The sequence below is a fragment of the Mucilaginibacter sp. OAE612 genome, assembly GCF_041806395.1.
GTDB classification, from domain to species: Bacteria; Bacteroidota; Bacteroidia; order Sphingobacteriales; family Sphingobacteriaceae; genus Mucilaginibacter; species Mucilaginibacter rubeus.
Genome location: NZ_JBGMUW010000001.1, coordinates 506,253 through 523,919, shown reverse-complemented (window position 1 = coordinate 523,919; position 17,667 = coordinate 506,253). Strand labels below are relative to the sequence as shown.

Annotated in this window: 13 protein-coding genes, 5 tRNA genes and 1 pseudogene; all 19 read right to left on the bottom strand. The window is 41.4% G+C overall.

Translation table 11 applies throughout. The features are described from left to right. Positions 1-183 precede the first annotated feature (183 nt). The 19 genes and pseudogenes from rpoC to ABID99_RS02205 all read right to left on the bottom strand — a co-directional run bounded on the left by rpoC (position 184) and on the right by ABID99_RS02205 (position 17,652). Positions 184-4,473 carry a DNA-directed RNA polymerase subunit beta' gene (gene rpoC / locus ABID99_RS02295; protein WP_354486061.1) on the bottom strand — a complete coding sequence of 1,430 codons (4,290 nt, stop codon included), beginning with the start codon at positions 4,471-4,473 and terminating at the stop codon, positions 184-186. A 145-nt stretch (positions 4,474-4,618) separates the two neighbouring features. Then, positions 4,619-8,422 carry a DNA-directed RNA polymerase subunit beta gene (gene rpoB, locus ABID99_RS02290; protein ID WP_090528667.1) on the bottom strand — a complete coding sequence of 1,268 codons (3,804 nt, stop codon included), beginning with the start codon at positions 8,420-8,422 and terminating at the stop codon, positions 4,619-4,621. Positions 8,423-8,615: 193 nt separating this feature from the next. Continuing rightward, positions 8,616-8,999 (bottom strand): 50S ribosomal protein L7/L12, encoded by a 384-nt coding sequence (rplL, locus tag ABID99_RS02285; RefSeq protein WP_022833154.1) that lies wholly within the window; start codon positions 8,997-8,999, stop codon positions 8,616-8,618. Between the two features lie 64 nt (positions 9,000-9,063). Beyond that, on the bottom strand, positions 9,064-9,582 hold the full coding sequence (gene rplJ / locus ABID99_RS02280) for a 50S ribosomal protein L10 (protein ID WP_090528670.1): 519 nt from the start codon (positions 9,580-9,582) through the stop codon (positions 9,064-9,066). A gap of 2 nt (positions 9,583-9,584) precedes the next feature. Next, complete coding sequence (gene rplA, locus ABID99_RS02275) at positions 9,585-10,283, bottom strand: 50S ribosomal protein L1 (protein WP_090528673.1); 699 nt, start codon at positions 10,281-10,283, stop codon at positions 9,585-9,587. A 28-nt stretch (positions 10,284-10,311) separates the two neighbouring features. Next, positions 10,312-10,752: a 50S ribosomal protein L11 gene (gene rplK / locus ABID99_RS02270; RefSeq protein WP_090528676.1), complete on the bottom strand. Its 441-nt coding sequence runs from the start codon at positions 10,750-10,752 to the stop codon at positions 10,312-10,314. Positions 10,753-10,932: 180 nt separating this feature from the next. Further along, a complete protein-coding gene (gene nusG / locus ABID99_RS02265) occupies positions 10,933-11,475 on the bottom strand; it encodes a transcription termination/antitermination protein NusG (protein WP_090528679.1) in 543 nt (180 codons plus the stop codon). A 17-nt stretch (positions 11,476-11,492) separates the two neighbouring features. Next, complete coding sequence (gene secE, locus ABID99_RS02260; protein WP_090529653.1) at positions 11,493-11,687, bottom strand: preprotein translocase subunit SecE; 195 nt, start codon at positions 11,685-11,687, stop codon at positions 11,493-11,495. Positions 11,688-11,705: 18 nt separating this feature from the next. Next, positions 11,706-11,776, bottom strand: a tRNA-Trp gene (locus tag ABID99_RS02255). Positions 11,777-11,859: 83 nt separating this feature from the next. After that, on the bottom strand, positions 11,860-13,047 hold the full coding sequence (gene tuf / locus ABID99_RS02250) for an elongation factor Tu (RefSeq protein WP_090528682.1): 1,188 nt from the start codon (positions 13,045-13,047) through the stop codon (positions 11,860-11,862). A gap of 58 nt (positions 13,048-13,105) precedes the next feature. Beyond that, positions 13,106-13,177: transfer RNA gene (locus ABID99_RS02245), tRNA-Thr, on the bottom strand. Between the two features lie 121 nt (positions 13,178-13,298). Beyond that, positions 13,299-13,371: transfer RNA gene (locus tag ABID99_RS02240), tRNA-Gly, on the bottom strand. A 146-nt stretch (positions 13,372-13,517) separates the two neighbouring features. Then, positions 13,518-13,598: transfer RNA gene (locus tag ABID99_RS02235), tRNA-Tyr, on the bottom strand. 65 nt (positions 13,599-13,663) lie between these two features. Further along, positions 13,664-13,736, bottom strand: a tRNA-Thr gene (locus ABID99_RS02230). 241 nt (positions 13,737-13,977) lie between these two features. Further along, entirely contained in the window at positions 13,978-14,325 is a 348-nt protein-coding gene (hpf, locus tag ABID99_RS02225) for a ribosome hibernation-promoting factor, HPF/YfiA family (protein ID WP_090528685.1), read from the bottom strand. A gap of 12 nt (positions 14,326-14,337) precedes the next feature. Next, positions 14,338-15,249 carry a tyrosine-type recombinase/integrase gene (locus ABID99_RS02220; protein ID WP_373612715.1) on the bottom strand — a complete coding sequence of 304 codons (912 nt, stop codon included), beginning with the start codon at positions 15,247-15,249 and terminating at the stop codon, positions 14,338-14,340. 91 nt (positions 15,250-15,340) lie between these two features. After that, a pseudogene (gene rpsU / locus ABID99_RS02215) lies at positions 15,341-15,533 on the bottom strand (30S ribosomal protein S21). 615 nt (positions 15,534-16,148) lie between these two features. Continuing rightward, complete coding sequence (locus tag ABID99_RS02210; RefSeq protein WP_373612713.1) at positions 16,149-17,453, bottom strand: SusD/RagB family nutrient-binding outer membrane lipoprotein; 1,305 nt, start codon at positions 17,451-17,453, stop codon at positions 16,149-16,151. Next, entirely contained in the window at positions 17,410-17,652 is a 243-nt protein-coding gene (locus tag ABID99_RS02205) for a hypothetical protein (protein WP_373612712.1), read from the bottom strand. Before ABID99_RS02205 ends, ABID99_RS02210 begins: the two co-directional genes overlap by 44 nt. Between the last annotated feature and the right edge of the window lie 15 nt (positions 17,653-17,667).

Genomic DNA, 17,667 nt, shown 5'->3' with positions numbered 1-17,667 from the left:
TTTTGAGGTGATTATTGAGCCTTGTTTTACTTTCGATAACATGGATCAACCCCATTGTGACCTTGCGCAAGGTCGAACGTAGAACAGAGATGTTTTACCTTTGTTTTAACAATTTTAAAAAAAGTTATAAAAAAAGCCTCCCGGAAACCGGGAGGCTCAATAAAATATTTAAACAGTTGAAAATTAAGCTTCCAACTCTTCTGCTTTCGAAGCCATCAGGCGGTCAAATTCTTCCTGTGAGCCTACACGGATATTTTCATACTCGCGTAAACCGGTACCTGAAGGTATTAAGTGACCTACAATAACGTTTTCTTTCAGGCCAAGCATATTATCTTTTTTACCTGCGATAGCTGCTTCGTTCAGTACTTTGGTAGTTTCCTGGAATGACGCTGCCGAGATAAACGACTTCGTACCTAACGATGCCCTGGTGATACCTTGCAGTATCGGACTTGACGTTGCAGGGATTGCGTCACGTACCTCAACCAATTTAAGGTCGCGGCGTTTCAATACCGAGTTTTCATCGCGTAAGCGGCGTAATGAAACTATCTGACCAGCTTTCAATGTAGTTGAATCGCCTGGATCAACTACAACTTTCTTGTCATAAATCTCATCGTTCTCGTTCATAAAATCCCATCCGTCAACAGCTTCACGCTCTAAGAAACGGGTATCGCCTGCATCTTCGATCTGAACCTTCTGCATCATCTGGTGAACGATAACCTCAAAGTGCTTATCATTGATCTTCACACCCTGTAAGCGGTAAACTTCCTGGATACCGTTAACAAGGTACTCTTGTACTGCGGCAGGGCCTTTGATAGCAAGGATATCTGAAGGTGAAATTGAACCGTCAGACAATGGCATACCGGCTTTAACAAAGTCATTATCCTGTACAAGGATGTGTTTTGAAAGCGGTACAAGGTATTTTTTAACCTGGCCGTCCTTCGACTCGATGGTGATTTCGCGATTACCACGTTTAACACCACCTAAAGTTACCACACCATCAATTTCAGTCACTACAGCAGGGTTTGAAGGGTTACGTGCTTCAAATAACTCGGTTACACGTGGTAAACCACCTGTAATATCTCGTGTTTTACCGGTTGAACGTGGGATTTTAGCAATAACCTGACCAGTTTGTAACCTATCGCCTTCATCAACAGCGATGTGTGCACCTACCGGAATGTTGTATCCTTTAATGATGTTACCTTTATTATCTGTGATCTGGATAGCAGGGTTTTTTGTTTTATCCCTGGTATCGATGATCACTTTTTCGCGGTGACCGGTTTGTTCGTCACTTTCTTCCCGGAAAGTGATGCCTTCCAATACAGCGTCAAACTGAGCAATACCCGCAAATTCAGAGATAATTACTGCGTTGTACGGATCCCATGAACAGATACGGTCGCCTTTGGTGATCTTGCTGCCATCTTTTACATACAGGTATGAACCGTATGGAATATTATTAGTAACAATTACTTTATTGCTTCCGGCTTCGATAATACGGAACTCGCCCGAACGGCCTAATACCACATCAACAGCGCCGTCTTCGGCAGTTTCATAAGTAACGGTACGTACGTTCTCAAACTCAATGATACCATCAAACTTAGCGTTGATCTGAGATTCAGCAGCGATGTTTGACGCGGTACCACCCACGTGGAATGTACGAAGTGTTAACTGTGTACCCGGCTCACCGATTGACTGTGCAGCAATTACACCAACAGCCTCGCCTTTTTGCACGCGTTTACCGCTTGCAAGGTTACGGCCGTAGCACAATGCACATACACCACGTTTGCTTTCGCAGGTTAATACCGAACGGATCTCGATACCTTCTAACGGAGAATTCTCGATCTTTTTGGCAACCTCTTCGGTAATGTCCTGACCGGCTACCGCTAACAGTTCGTTAGTGATTGGGTCATGAACATCATGCAAAGTGGTACGACCTAAAATACGATCATATAATGGCTCAACAATGTCCTCGTTATCTTTCAGTGCAGTTGTGTAGATACCTCTTAAAGTACCGCAATCAACCTCACCAACAATCATATCCTGGGCAACGTCATGCAACCTACGTGTTAAGTAACCAGCATCCGCTGTTTTTAACGCCGTATCCGCCAAACCTTTACGGGCACCGTGGGTAGAGATGAAGTACTCCAATACCGACAAACCTTCTTTAAAGTTTGAAAGGATCGGGTTTTCAATGATCTCACCACCTGAACCTGATTTTTGAGGTTTCGCCATCAAACCACGCATACCTGCAAGCTGACGGATCTGCTCTTTAGAACCACGGGCACCTGAGTCAAGCATCATGTAAACAGAGTTGAAGCCCTGGTTATCGTTGCTCAGGATATCCATCACGTTAGCAGTTAAGCGGTTGTTGATACGTGTCCAGATATCGATGATCTGGTTGTAGCGCTCGTTGTTGGTAATGAAACCCATGTTATAGTTGTTCATCACCTCATCAACCTGTTTAGAAGCAGTATCAATCAGGGTTACTTTTTCTGCAGGGATATTGATATCCTTCAGGTTAAATGATAAACCACCCTGGAACGCCATTTTAAATCCTAATTCCTTAATATCGTCAAGGAACTGGGCAGCACGCGCCATACCGGTGATTTTTACTACTTCACCAATGATATCACGAAGTGATTTTTTGGTAAGCAGCTCATTAATATATCCCACTTCTACAGGAACATGCTGGTTAAACAACACGCGGCCTACAGTAGTATCGATAATTTTGTTTACGATTTTGCCATCGCGCTCTTTAACTAAAGCTTTAACTTTAATGAACGCATGCAGATCAAGTTTTTTCTCGTTATAAGCGATAATTACTTCTTCTGCAGAGTAAAAAGTTAAACCTTGTCCTTTAACCACACGTGTTTCATCAGTTTTACGGCCTTTGGTTATGTAGTACAAACCAAGCACCATGTCCTGAGATGGTACAGTAATAGGCGTACCATTAGCAGGGTTAAGGATGTTGTGCGAAGCAAGCATCAGGATTTGGGCTTCCAAAATTGCCGCGTTACCAAGTGGTACGTGAACGGCCATCTGGTCACCGTCAAAATCCGCGTTGAATGCTGTACAGGTTAATGGGTGCAATTGGATCGCTTTACCTTCAACCAGTTTTGGCTGGAACGACTGGATACCTAACCTGTGCAACGTAGGCGCACGGTTTAGTAATACAGGGTGTCCCTTCAATACGTTTTCCAAAATGTCCCAAACTAATGGGTCTTTACGGTCAACGATTTTTTTGGCAGATTTTACTGTTTTAACCACACCACGCTCAATCATTTTACGGATGATAAATGGTTTAAACAGCTCGGCAGCCATATCTTTTGGTAAACCGCACTCGTGTAATTTAAGGTTAGGACCTACAACAATTACCGAACGGGCAGAGTAATCCACACGTTTACCTAATAAGTTCTGACGGAAACGGCCTTGCTTACCTTTCAGGATGTCTGAAAGCGATTTCAAGGCACGGTTACCTTCAGTTTTTACCGCGTTAACTTTACGTGAGTTATCGAATAACGAATCCACAGCTTCCTGCAACATACGTTTTTCGTTACGTAAAATCACCTCTGGTGCTTTAATCTCGATCAAACGTTTTAAACGATTGTTACGGATAATAACACGACGGTAAAGGTCGTTCAAATCTGAAGTAGCGAAACGGCCACCTTCCAGTGGTACTAACGGACGCAATTCAGGCGGGATAACCGGAACGATCTTAACGATCATCCACTCAGGGTTATTCTCGATCCTGGTTTTTGCATCACGGAAAGCTTCAACAACCTGTAAACGTTTTAAGGCTTCGTTTTTACGTTGCTGAGAAGTTTCGTTTGCTGCCTGGTGACGCAAGCTGAATGATAATTCGTCAAGGTCGAGGCGTTTCAATAACTCTTCCAAAGCCTCGGCACCCATTTTGGCAACAAATTTCTGAGGATCTTTATCGTCAAGGTACTGGTTTTCTTTTGGAAGGGTATCCAATACGTCAAGGTATTCTTCTTCAGTAAGGAAATCCATTTTGTTGATTCCGTCTGCTTCTTTAATACCCGGTTGGATAACTACGTAACGCTCGTAGTATATAATAAGGTCGAGCCTTTTTGTAGGCAAGCCTAATAAATAACCAATTTTGTTTGGCAATGAGCGGAAGTACCAGATGTGTGCAACAGGCACCACCAGGTTGATGTGGCCCATACGCTCACGACGTACTTTCTTTTCGGTTACTTCAACACCGCAACGGTCGCACACGATACCTTTGTAACGGATACGTTTGTATTTACCGCAATGGCACTCATAATCCTTAACCGGACCAAAAATACGCTCGCAGAACAAACCATCACGCTCGGGTTTGTAAGTACGGTAGTTAATGGTTTCCGGCTTTAAAACTTCACCGCTTGAACGCTCAAGGATAGACTCTGGAGAGGCTAAACTGATGGTAATGGTGGTAAAGTTACTTTTGATTTTATTATCCTTTTTGTAAGACATATCTCTTTTTTTGTAGGTTAAAGGTGAAAGGCGAAGGGCGAAAGGTTTTCCTTTTCTGCCGATTCCTTCTCCTGTTATCTAATGACTTTTAAAGGGTGAAAGGTAAGGGACATAATCTTTTACCTTTCACCTTTATCCTTTTACCTTATTCTAAGGTGATATCCAAACCTAAGCCGCGTAACTCGTGAACCAATACATTGAATGATTCAGGAACTGATGGCGTTGGCAGGTTTTCACCTTTAACAATAGCCTCATATGTTTTGGCGCGGCCGATAACATCATCCGATTTAACGGTTAATATCTCCTGCAGGATGTTTGATGCACCAAATGCTTCCAGTGCCCAAACCTCCATCTCACCAAAACGCTGGCCACCGAATTGTGCTTTACCGCCCAATGGTTGCTGAGTGATCAATGAGTACGGACCGATTGAACGGGCGTGCATCTTATCATCAACCATGTGACCTAATTTCAGCATGTAGATAATACCTACAGTAGTTTGCTGATCAAAACGATCACCTGTTAAACCATTGTATAAGTAAGTACGGCCTGATTCTGGTAAGTTGGCTTTCTTAATCCACTCTTCCACTTCTTCATGGCTTGCACCGTCGAAGATTGGAGTAGCAAATTTAACACCAAGCTCTTTACCGGCCCAGCCTAATACGGTTTCATAGATCTGGCCCAAGTTCATACGTGAAGGTACACCCAGTGGGTTCAACACAATATCAACCGGTGTTCCGTCTTCAAGGAAAGGCATGTCTTCGTCACGTACAATACGTGCAACGATACCTTTGTTACCGTGACGACCCGCCATTTTATCACCTACTTTAAGCTTACGCTTTTTAGCGATATAAACTTTAGCCATTTGCACGATGCCTGATGGAAGCTCATCACCCACACTGATAGCGAATTTATCACGACGGTAAGCACCCAACTCTTCATTGTACTTAATGTTGAAGTTATGAAGAAGGATCTTGATCTGATCGTTTTTATCGTCATCAGTAGTCCATTTAGTTGGGTTAATGTTATCGTAATTAAGCTCAACTAATATTTTTTGGGTGAATTTAACACCTTTAGGAACCTGTAACTCTTTATAAACGTTATAAACACCTTGCGAAGTTTTACCGTTAACAATCTCAAATAACTTGTCGATCAAGGTATTTTTCAGATCTTTTACAGCTTTATCATGCTTGTTATCCAATTTCTCTAACTGTGCTTTTTCTTCAGCTTTTGAAGTCTTTTTAGCACGGGAGAATAATTTGGTATCGATAACAACACCGGCAATTGACGGCGGGGTTTTCAATGAAGCATCTTTAACGTCGCCGGCTTTATCACCGAAGATAGCGCGTAACAGTTTTTCTTCCGGTGATGGGTCTGACTCACCTTTAGGGGTGATCTTACCAATCAGGATGTCGCCTTCTTTAACCTCGGCGCCTACACGGATGATACCGTCTTCGTCAAGGTCTTTAGTAGCTTCTTCTGATACGTTAGGGATATCTGGTGTTAACTCTTCCTCACCACGTTTAGTATCACGAACTTCAAGCTCGAACTCTTCAACGTGGATTGAAGTAAAGATATCTTGTGAAACAACACGCTCAGAGATTACAATCGCATCCTCAAAGTTATATCCCTGCCAAGGCATGAACGCTACTTTAAGGTTACGGCCCAATGCAAGCTCGCCATTCTGGGTAGCGTAACCTTCGCAAAGTACTTCACCTTTTTCAACCCTCTGGCCTTTTTTAACAATAGGCTTAAGGTTCATGGTGGTGCTTTGGTTGGTTTTCTTAAACTTGGTTAATCGGTAGCTTTTGCTATCTCCTTCAAACGAGATCAAACGATCAAGTTCGTTACGGTCATATTTAATACGGATTTCGTTAGCATCAACGTACTCAACCACACCATCGCCTTCGGCGTTGATCAGGGTACGGGAGTCTTTTGCAACACGACCTTCCAAACCAGTACCAACAATTGGCGCTTCAGGGCGCAACAATGGTACGGCCTGGCGTTGCATGTTTGAACCCATCAATGCACGGTTGGCGTCATCATGCTCTAAGAACGGAATCAGCGAAGCCGCAATTGAAGTAATCTGGTTTGGAGCGATGTCCATCAAATCCAGACGCTCTGGCTCGATAACCGGGAAGTCACCTTCGAAACGTGCTTTTACACGTGGCAATTCAAACTCACCTTTGTCATCATATACCGCGTTTGCCTGGCCAATGGTTTTACCGTCTTCATCTTCAGCAGATAAATAGATAACCGGCTCATCAACCATAACTTTACCGTCAACTACACGTTTGTACGGAGTTTCGATAAAGCCTAAGTTGTTGATCTTAGCGTGTACGCAAAGTGATGAAATCAAACCAATGTTCGGACCTTCGGGAGTTTCGATAGTACACAACCTACCGTAGTGGGTATAGTGAACGTCACGAACCTCGAAGCCTGCACGCTCACGCGACAGACCGCCGGGGCCTAAGGCTGACAGACGACGCTTGTGCGTGATCTCTGCCAGTGGATTGGTTTGGTCCATGAACTGTGATAACTGGTTTGTTCCGAAGAACGAGTTGATCACAGATGATAATGTACGTGCGTTGATCAGGTCGGTTGGTGTGAACACCTCGTTGTCACGGATGTTCATACGCTCACGAATGGTACGGGCCATACGTGCCAAACCTACGCCAAACTGAGCATAAAGCTGCTCACCAACGGTACGCACACGACGGTTTGACAAGTGATCGATATCATCCACCTCAGCTTTTGAGTTGATTAATTTGATCAGATATTTAACAATCGCGATGATATCCTGCTTGGTTAAAACTTTAGTTTCTTCCGAAGTGCTCAGTTTCAATTTACGGTTGATGCGGTACCGGCCCACATCACCCAGGTCATATCTTTTATCCGAAAAGAATAAACGATCGATGATACCACGAGCTGTTTCTTCATCAGGTGGTTCAGCGTTACGTAACTGGCGGTAGATATGTTCAACCGCTTCCTTCTCAGAGTTGGAAGTATCTTTCTGTAAGGTATTGTATATAATAGTATAATCACCGCTGGTTGAAGCGTCTTCCTTGTTAAGGATAATGGTTTTAACACCCGAGTCAATGATCATATCAATATGGTCGTCTTCCAGTAAGGTTTCACGCTCAAGGATAATCTCATTACGAGGGATAGAAACTACCTCACCGGTATCTTCATCCACAAAGTCTTCGATCCATGTTTTAAGTACCCTTGCAGCAAGCTTACGGCCAATATATTTCTTAAGGCCTGATTTGCTTACTTTAACCTCGTCGGCCAGTTCAAACAGCTCTAATATATCTTTATCAGAGTCATAACCAATGGCGCGAAGCAACGTAGTAACCGGGAATTTCTTTTTACGGTCAATGTAAGCATACATCACGTTGTTAACGTCTGTAGCAAACTCAATCCATGAACCTTTGAAAGGAATAACACGGGCCGAGTATAATTTTGTACCGTTGGTATGGCGGCTCTGACCAAAGAACACACCTGGCGAACGGTGTAACTGTGATACAATTACACGCTCGGCACCATTAATAACAAATGTACCTTTTGGCGTCATATATGGGATAGTACCCAGGTACACGTCCTGTACAATTGTTTCAAAATCTTCGTGCTCCTCATCATTACATGACAGGCGAAGCTTTGCTTTTAATGGTACGCTGTAAGTTAATCCGCGTTCGATACACTCTTGTATATCATAACGGGGCGGATCAATAAAGTAGTCAAGAAACTCCAGGACAAAGATGTTTCTTGAATCTGAAATAGGAAAGTTTTCGGCAAACACTTTAAACAGCCCTTCTTTATAACGGTTGTCGGAAGTGGTTTCCAATTGAAAAAATTCCTGGAAAGATTGTAACTGAACATCCAGAAAATCAGGGTAATCAAGTACCTTTCTACTGGTTGCAAAGTTTACTCTTTGATTATTATTGTTTGCCAAGGTATTTAAATTTTAGTTATTAATTTTTGTAGATGTGAGACTTGAGACATGAGATCTGAGATATGAAATAGCGATTTGAAAAATCTCAAATCTCATATCTAATATCTCACATCTAATTCAAAACCTTTATAAACAGCAATAGACCCCGACCGTTTATGGTCGGAGTCTTGATGCTATATTTCAGTAGGTTAAATTACTTAACCTCAACTACTGCTCCGGCTTCTTCTAATTGTTTTTTCAAAGATTCAGCTTCTTCTTTAGTTACACCAGTTTTAAGTTCTTTTGGTGCACCGTCAACAAGATCTTTAGCTTCTTTCAAACCAAGGCCAGTTAAGTCTTTTACTAATTTAACAACTGCTAATTTAGCGCCACCAGCTTCTTTCAGGATAACGTCAAATGCAGTTTGCTCAGCAGCAGCTGGAGCAGCATCGCCACCGTCAGCAGCAGGAGCAGCAACTGCTACAGCAGCAGCAGCAGGCTCAATACCATACTCATCTTTTAATATTTGAGCTAATTCGTTTACTTCTTTTACTGTTAAGTTTACCAACTGTTCAGCAAACGCTTTTAAATCCGCCATTTTATTTAAATTTTTACTTTTAATGCTTTTTGTTTGTTATTGTCGAACTTTTGTGAGGCGTTCGTTAACCTCTTTCCTGTAATGTTTTTACAAGGCCTGCAATTGTAGTTCCGCCTGATTGTAGTGCAGAAAGTACGTTTTTGGCAGGTGATTGTAGTAAGCCAACTATCTCGCCGATCAGTTGTTCTTTTGATTTCAGTTTGGTTAAAGTATCTAACTGGTTATCACCGATAAATACCGCCGAATCAATATAAGCTGCTTTTAAAATTGGTTTTTCACCTGTTTTCCTTAATTGTTTGATCAACTTTGCCGGAGCAGTTGCTGACTTTGAGAAAAGGATTGATGATGAACCTTTTAATACATCATATATAGGGCTGAAATCGCCGCCTGCAGCTTCCATAGCTTTTTTGATCAAGCTATTTTTGGTTACCTGCATCGTAATGTCGTTTTCGAAACATTTACGGCGGATGTTGTTGATCTTGGCTACAGTTAAATCAGAGGTATCAGTGATATAAAAATTACCATACTCTTTGATTTGCTCAGTTAGGGCTACAACAAGGTCGTATTTTTCTTCTTTATTCATGATTAGATCCCCGCTACTGATTTAGTTTCAACTGTAATTCCAGGCGACATAGTTGAAGAGATATGAATGCTCTTGAAATATGTTCCTTTTGCTGCAGAAGGTTTTAATTTAGAAATTGTTTGCAATACTTCTAATGCATTCTCATAAATTTTATCTGCAGAGAAAGATGCTTTTCCTATTGAAGTGTGGATGATACCGGTTTTGTCAACCTTGAAATCGATTTTACCACCTTTTACCTCAGTTACAGCTTTACCAACTTCTGGGGTAACTGTACCTGATTTAGGGTTTGGCATAAGGTTACGCGGGCCTAAAATACGACCTAAACGACCTACCTTCGCCATAACACTTGGCATAGTAATGATAATATCAACATCAGTCCATCCGCCTTCAATCTTGGCAATATAATCATCCAAACCTACGTAATCTGCACCTGCGTCTTTAGCTTCTTGTTCCTTATCAGGAGTACAAAGCACTAATACACGTACAGTTTTACCGGTTCCATGAGGTAATGTTGCAATACCACGTACCATTTGATTGGCTTTACGCGGGTCAACACCTAAACGAACGTCTATATCAACTGATGAATCAAATTTAGTAAGGGTTAATTCCTTTACCAATGCAGATGCATCCTGTAATGTGTACGATTTGTTTGCCTCAATTTTGGAGAGTGCCACTTTTTGATTTTTTGTTAATCTTGCCACTGTCTTTAAACTGATTTGTATAAATTAATTAATTCCAGGGAGCTGTACCTGATACGGTAATTCCCATGCTGCGGGCAGTACCTGCCACCATTTTCATGGCCGATTCAACTGTGAATGCATTCAAGTCAACCATTTTATCTTTTGCTATAGTCTCAACCTGCTCCCAGTTAACACTGGCAACTTTTTTACGGTTAGGCTCAGCAGAACCACTCTTTAAACCGGTAGCTTCCAATAACTGGATAGCAACGGGAGGGGTTTTGATGATAAATTCGAATGATTTGTCAACATAAACAGTAATCAAAACAGGCAATACTTTTCCAGCTTTGTCCTGGGTGCGTGCATTAAATTGTTTGCAAAACTCCATGATGTTCACACCTTTTGCACCCAATGCAGGGCCAATTGGTGGTGATGGGTTTGCGGCGCCGCCTTTAACTTGCAGCTTAACCATTGCACCGATCTCTTTTGCCATTTTAATTTACTTTAATTATAAACTCAATGTTAGTAAGTGGAAGCTAAGTAACATTTAAGATTGTGTCGATTTCGGATTTGGGAATTTCCATTTCGGATTTAACTCCCGCTTCTTTCATCTTATATTTTAAATTCAATAATTTCGAAATCGAAAAATCCTACATCCGAAATTATTTGAAAACTATTCTTTCTCTACCTGCATGTAATTCAATTCAAGCGGCGTACGGCGCCCGAATATCTTTACCATTACTTTCAGTTTCTTTTTCTCTTCGTTAACCTCTTCAATAACGCCGCTGAAACCGTTGAAAGGTCCGTCCATAACTTTAACGGCCTCACCAACATAATAAGGTACATTCATGGTTTCGCCCTGTGTGCTCATTTCGTCAACCTTACCTAAAATCCGGTTAACTTCTGACTGGCGAAGCGGTATAGCGTTTCCGGCTTTATCGCCCAGAAAACCTATAACACTGTTTATATTTTTAATGATGTGTTCAGTTTCGCCATCTAAAACGGCTTCCATAAGCACATAGCCCGGAAAGTAGTTACGCTCTTTCGCGATCTTCTTTCCATCACGCATCTGGTAATACTTCTCGGTAGGTATTAATACCTGTGGTACCAAATGACTAATGCCCAAACGGCTAATTTCGGCATCTATGTATTGTTTAACTTTCTTTTCCTTACCACTAATAGCCCTAACTACATACCATTTCAATTGATCACTCATCTCCGTCTCCCCTGATATTATGTTAGTGATGTGTAAAACAGTTTAAGCAAATAATTAATGATCTGGTCCATACCTAAGATAACCAGCGCAATAATTATAGCGGCAACCAATACCAAAACAGCGCTGCTTTGAAGCTCGCGCCATGTAGGCCAGGTAACCTTTTCGGTTAACTCGATGTATGACTCTTTAATATATTCAGCTACGCCTGCCATTTTTATATTGTGCTTAAGCACGGGAACAAGGATTCGAACCCTGATCAAAGGTTTTGGAGACCTCTATTCTACCGTTGAACTATTCCCGTGTGTTATTTATAATAAGAAAACATAAGTTTGCCGTTAAAGGCTAAACTTATGTTTTCAAATTAACCTTTTTATTGAAATATTATTATTTCAAGATTTCAGTTACCTGACCAGCACCTACGGTACGACCACCTTCACGGATAGCGAAACGTAAGCCTTTTTCCATTGCGATAGCGTTGATCAGTTTTACAGTGATTGTAACATTATCACCTGGCATAACCATTTCTACACCTGGTTCTAATGAAATCTCACCAGTAACGTCAGTGGTACGGAAATAGAATTGCGGGCGGTATTTGTTGAAGAATGGAGTGTGACGGCCACCTTCTGCTTTTGATAATACGTAAACTTCTGCTTTGAAATCGGTGTGAGGAGTTACTGAACCTGGTTTGCAGATAACCATACCACGACGGATATCAGTTTTCTCAATACCACGTAACAATAAACCTACGTTGTCACCAGCTTCACCACGGTCAAGGATTTTGCGGAACATCTCAACACCAGTTACGGTTGATTTCAAGTTCTCAGCACCCATACCCAGGATATCAACAGGCTCACCAGAGTTGATTACACCACGCTCAATACGACCGGTGGCAACAGTACCACGACCAGTGATTGAGAACACGTCTTCAACAGGCATCAAGAAAGGAAGATCTGTCAAACGTGGAGGGATTGGGATGTAGCTATCTACAGCATCCATCAACTCCATGATTTTACCAACCCAGGTAGGATCGCCGTTAAGGCCACCTAATGCAGAACCCTGGATAACTGGAATATCATCACCTGGGAATTCGTAGAACGATAATAATTCACGAACTTCCATTTCTACTAACTCTAATAATTCCGGATCATCAACCATGTCAACTTTGTTCATGAAAACAACAAGTGCAGGTACACCTACCTGACGAGCTAACAGGATGTGCTCACGAGTTTGTGGCATCGGACCATCAGTTGCAGCAACTACGATGATTGCACCGTCCATTTGCGCAGCACCAGTAACCATGTTTTTCACATAATCCGCGTGACCTGGACAGTCAACGTGTGCATAGTGACGGTTAGCTGTTGAATATTCAACGTGGGCAGTGTTGATGGTAATACCACGTTCTTTTTCTTCAGGAGCCGAGTCAATTGAATCAAATGAACGAGCTTCTGATAAACCTGCATCAGCCAAAACTTTAGTAATAGCTGCGGTAAGGGTTGTTTTACCGTGGTCAACGTGACCGATTGTACCGATGTTTAAGTGCGGCTTACTGCGGTCAAACTTTTCTTTTGCCATGATCTATAAATTATTTTTGTAGGTTAATTTTAACTTTAATGTATGTTTTATAACACCGAGCCAACAACGGGATTTGAACCCGTGACCTCTTCCTTACCAAGGAAGTGCTCTACCACTGAGCTACGTCGGCTTATTTTTTTATTTCGGATTTCGGATGTTCGATGCCGGATTTATTCCTTTCTCTACTTGCCTTACCCGGCATCTAATTTTTTGCTTAGTTCAATTCGGAAATTTCAAATCCGACATCACCGAGCGGAAGACGAGGTTCGAACTCGCGACCTATAGCTTGGAAGGCTATCGCTCTACCAACTGAGCTACTTCCGCTTATTCAGCTTTCGGTTTGCAGTTTTCAATTAGCAGCTTAACCGCTCAATGACACCCATTCCTCAAACCCTTTTAATCAAGTTAGCAGTTTATAGTTCGGTTAACAAAACTGCTAACTGCGAACTACAAACTGCTTACTTGATAAGTGGGGGGAGAAGGATTCGAACCTTCGTAGCCGAAGCAACGGATTTACAGTCCGTCCCATTTGACCGCTCTGGTATCCCCCCGGTAGTTGTTTCCGGATTTGCGATATCCAAAATTGAAGCTAAATACCTCAATCCGAAAAAAACTGAGCCTCCTATCGGGATCGAACCAATGACCTACTGATTACAAGTCAGTTGCTCTACCAGCTGAGCTAAGGAGGCTTATATTTATTTTGCCTTTACATTATCTAAACGCTGTGTTGCTTTCGATAACGGAGCGCAAAAGTAATAAGCTTTTTGATATTTTAAAGAACTATTTTAACTTTTTTTCGAGGCGTTAAATACCTCCCCGAAAGGGACTGCAAATCTACAAAAAATAACGCCACGTCAAAATTTTTTATCAAAAAAAATCGGCAGGCTAAAAACCTGCCGATTTACGCTTAAAACAAGCCTTTTTATAATATTAAAAACCCTCCTCAACTGCCGTTAAAACAGCTTTTTTTGCTGTAGCATCAGCAAGGGCTTTCTTTTGTTTATGCTTTTCAATTTGCTTCCTCAGGCTTTCAACCGCCAGGTCGGTAGCTTCCTCAAAACTCTTACACTTCTCTTTTGCAAATATTTGATTTCCGGGTAGCAATAATTTGATCTCCGTTATCTTATTACATTCATCTTCCACATTCTCAAGCTTTAAGTAAACTTCACCGCTAATAATATGGTCATAAAACGTATCAAGCTTATCAGCTTTTTTCTGAATAAAATCTAAAAGTTTCCTGTCTGCGGTGAAATGAATTGACTGCACTGTAATTTTCATGTTTCCTCCTTTTTAAGCCTTTGGATGGGCGAGTTTATAAATAGATTTTAGTCTTTCAACTGAATTGTGCGTGTAAATTTGGGTTGCGCTCAGGTTAGCGTGTCCCAAAAGCTCCTTAATTGAATTTAAATCGGCCCCGTTATTTAGCATAGTGGTTGCAAAGGTGTGCCTGAGCACATGTGGGCTCCGTTTATTTTGGGTTGATATGTTAGACAGATATTTTTGCACTATTAAATAAATCAATTTCGGATACGCATCGGCTCCTTTATTTGTAACGATTAATGTGAAGGAATTGTTATCAAAATTTTGATTTTTCTTTACCTCCATATATTCGGGCAGCAGGGCCTTCAGCTCATTATTAATAGGAATAATGCGCTCTTTGTTACGCTTACCCAGTACCTTTACCACTCCCCCCTCAAAGCTAATATCCTGTTGCTTAATACCTAACAGTTCGGCAAGCCGCATGCCGGTGCCAAACAACAGCTCAATAACAAGCTTATCACGCAGGCCTGGAAAATCATTTGTAAAAATGTCATCACTATCTAACATTTTTGTGAGGCGCGTATCTTCAACCACTACGGGCAACGTTTTAGCAACCTTTTGCGACCGTACCCTTGATACCGGGTTTGTTTCAACAACACCTTCCTGCAATAAAAATTTAAAGTATTTGCGCAATGTGGCCATTTTGCGGTTAACCGAACGGCCGGTAAGTTTTTGATCAATAAGCTCAACCATCCAGTTACGGATGTCGTGGTAGCTTACCTGCGATGGATGGGTAATAACCGGCTCAGGTGCGGGATCGGCACCGCCGGGATTGTTTAAAAAGCGCATAAACTGATCCAGATCAGACTGATATGCGGAAACAGTATGCACTGAATACCGCTTTTCGTACTTGATGTACTGGATAAAACGCTCTAAAAACATAAAAAACTATTTATACATCCGGGATGATGAATGTACAAATAGTTTTAATATAGTGTCAAGAAATTAATTAATTCTTTTCAACAAAAAAGAATTAAACAGTTTCCTGGTTTAAAGTCTGTTTGTAGATAGCATGTTTAACAACATGACGACGGGTTACAGATTTTTTTTTCGAAAGCCTGACGACTGCGTAGTTCTCTTAAAACACCTGTTTTTTCGAATTTCTTTTTGAAGCGTTTCAATGCTTTGTCTAATGATTCGCCGTCTTTTACGTTAATAATGATCATAATTCCTAAAATACCTCCTTTCAAGGGAGGGCAAAGATAACCACAATGTTTTGAATATCAAATAGAGAGCGGGAATTATTTTTTAATTTGAAGATTACAACGATTGAAGTATGATTGCACCGATGGTATGATGAATTAAAGTACTATATCTTTTAATATAAAAACTACTTATCTAACTTTCTTAACAAACTTTACCCTCACATTCTTTTAATAGGACATTTGTAATAAATATATTGTAATATCAATCTAAATAGAATGAATTTCAACGACTACTTTCTTCATGACGCAACAGTTTTAAAGGTTATCGAATATCCAGAAACTCAAACATTCGACTTTCATATTAACTACCCTATAAATTGGGAAGAGAATATTTTTGAACCTAAGATTATAAGATTTAACAATGTTACTTTGTACCACCGCAATGAGATAAGATTTAATGGTCTTCCCACTATACTTAAAGTTGACATTATAAACGAGCATAAAATAGCGTTGATCACCAATTCAGGTGAAAGAATAATTGAATTTGAAACCTGGGTATTGATATAGATAAATCTCCATAAACAACAAAGGCCGCCAATGGCAGCCTTTGTTGTTCTCATAACCTATAAGCAATAATTATTGTTTATCCCAATAAACCCTTGTATTAAGCGCATCCGGGCCCTGACGGGCAATTACAGCGTTGTAATTAGCTTTATTAAGGTCGTTCTCGGTTTGCGGATATTGTTGCCTGCGCGGGATCTTTTGATCCGGGCTTAATGAACCCGGAACCGGATCAAGTAATTTAGGCAAGCCTGTACGGCGATATTCTGCCCATGACTCCCAACCGTTACCTAAGAAACCTGCAATCCATTTCTGGGTCATGATCTGGTTCATAGCAGTTGCTGCAGAAAATTTAACTGATGCCTGCGCAAGGTAAGCGCTTTCATCTGACGAGCTAACACCATTTTGTTCTAATGAGGCGGCTACGCCTTTATTATAGAAAGTGGCAGCAGCAGCATCACCTCCTGTAATCCAGCCAAGGTGTGCAGCTTCGGCCTGCGTAAACATCACCTGTGCAAAAGAAGTCCATACAGTTGGCGAATTTTGATCAGAAACCTTTATACCTATTAAAGATATATTACCCGGCTTACTCCGTGTACCCTTGCTATACTGACCTAACGCCGCGCCAGAGGTACCGTAAGGCAAACCAACATAAGTTTTTGAGGCAGTTTGCGCGGCATAAACCGGCAAACGCGGGTCATTGAGTCCGCTTAAGGTATTAACAACCAAACTGCTTACTGCATAATCATAACGACTACGGTAGTTTCCGTAGTACGGATTTTCATTGGTCTGAGCAGCAAGGTATACATAAGTAGCATTATCATTATTCGAGTCCATCAATCCGCCTGCAACGGCTTTGGCGTACTCCGCACGACCGGTAGTCGGGTCAACCTTCGAAAGCCTTAAAGCCATAATAGCATGTAATGAATTGGCCCAATGTTTCCACTTGGTAATATCGCCACCAAACAAAATATCCTGTTGTGCAGGTATAGTAGCGCCGCCGTCAAATTGTTTTTGTGCTTCATCAAGTTCTTTCATCAGAGCGGTATAGATATCTTTTTGCGGATCAAAAGCCGGCGTGAAATTAGCTTTACCACTTAATGCCTGCGAGTATGGTATATCACCCCAGCGATCTGTAATTGTTAAATAAACAAACGCGGTAAGAATGCGCGCGGTAGCGATCTGGTTGCTATTTGATCCGAAACGGGTAATAGCCTGTAAACCTTTGGTTGAAGCATCGGTATTTACTTCTATTATGGTTTTAAGATCTTTTAACGGACCCGTATAATAACCTTGGTAGTCATATTGCTTTAATGAAAATAACGATTCGTTAGTATTAAAACGTCTCGGAGAGGTATTGTGAGTACAGTTCGCCGGCATACGAATTAATGTTGGTGGTAGCACCGCTACCGCCTGTACCACCCAAAAACTGCAACGAACTGGTTAACAAATACCCCGACTGTACATTGGGTGATTGGTTGGGGCTAACATTCACATCGCCACCTGTTTTACACGAAGCTAGGATAACTACACCTGCCCCTACTATATATCTACTTATTATATTATATATTCTTTTCATAATTTGTGAGCTTTT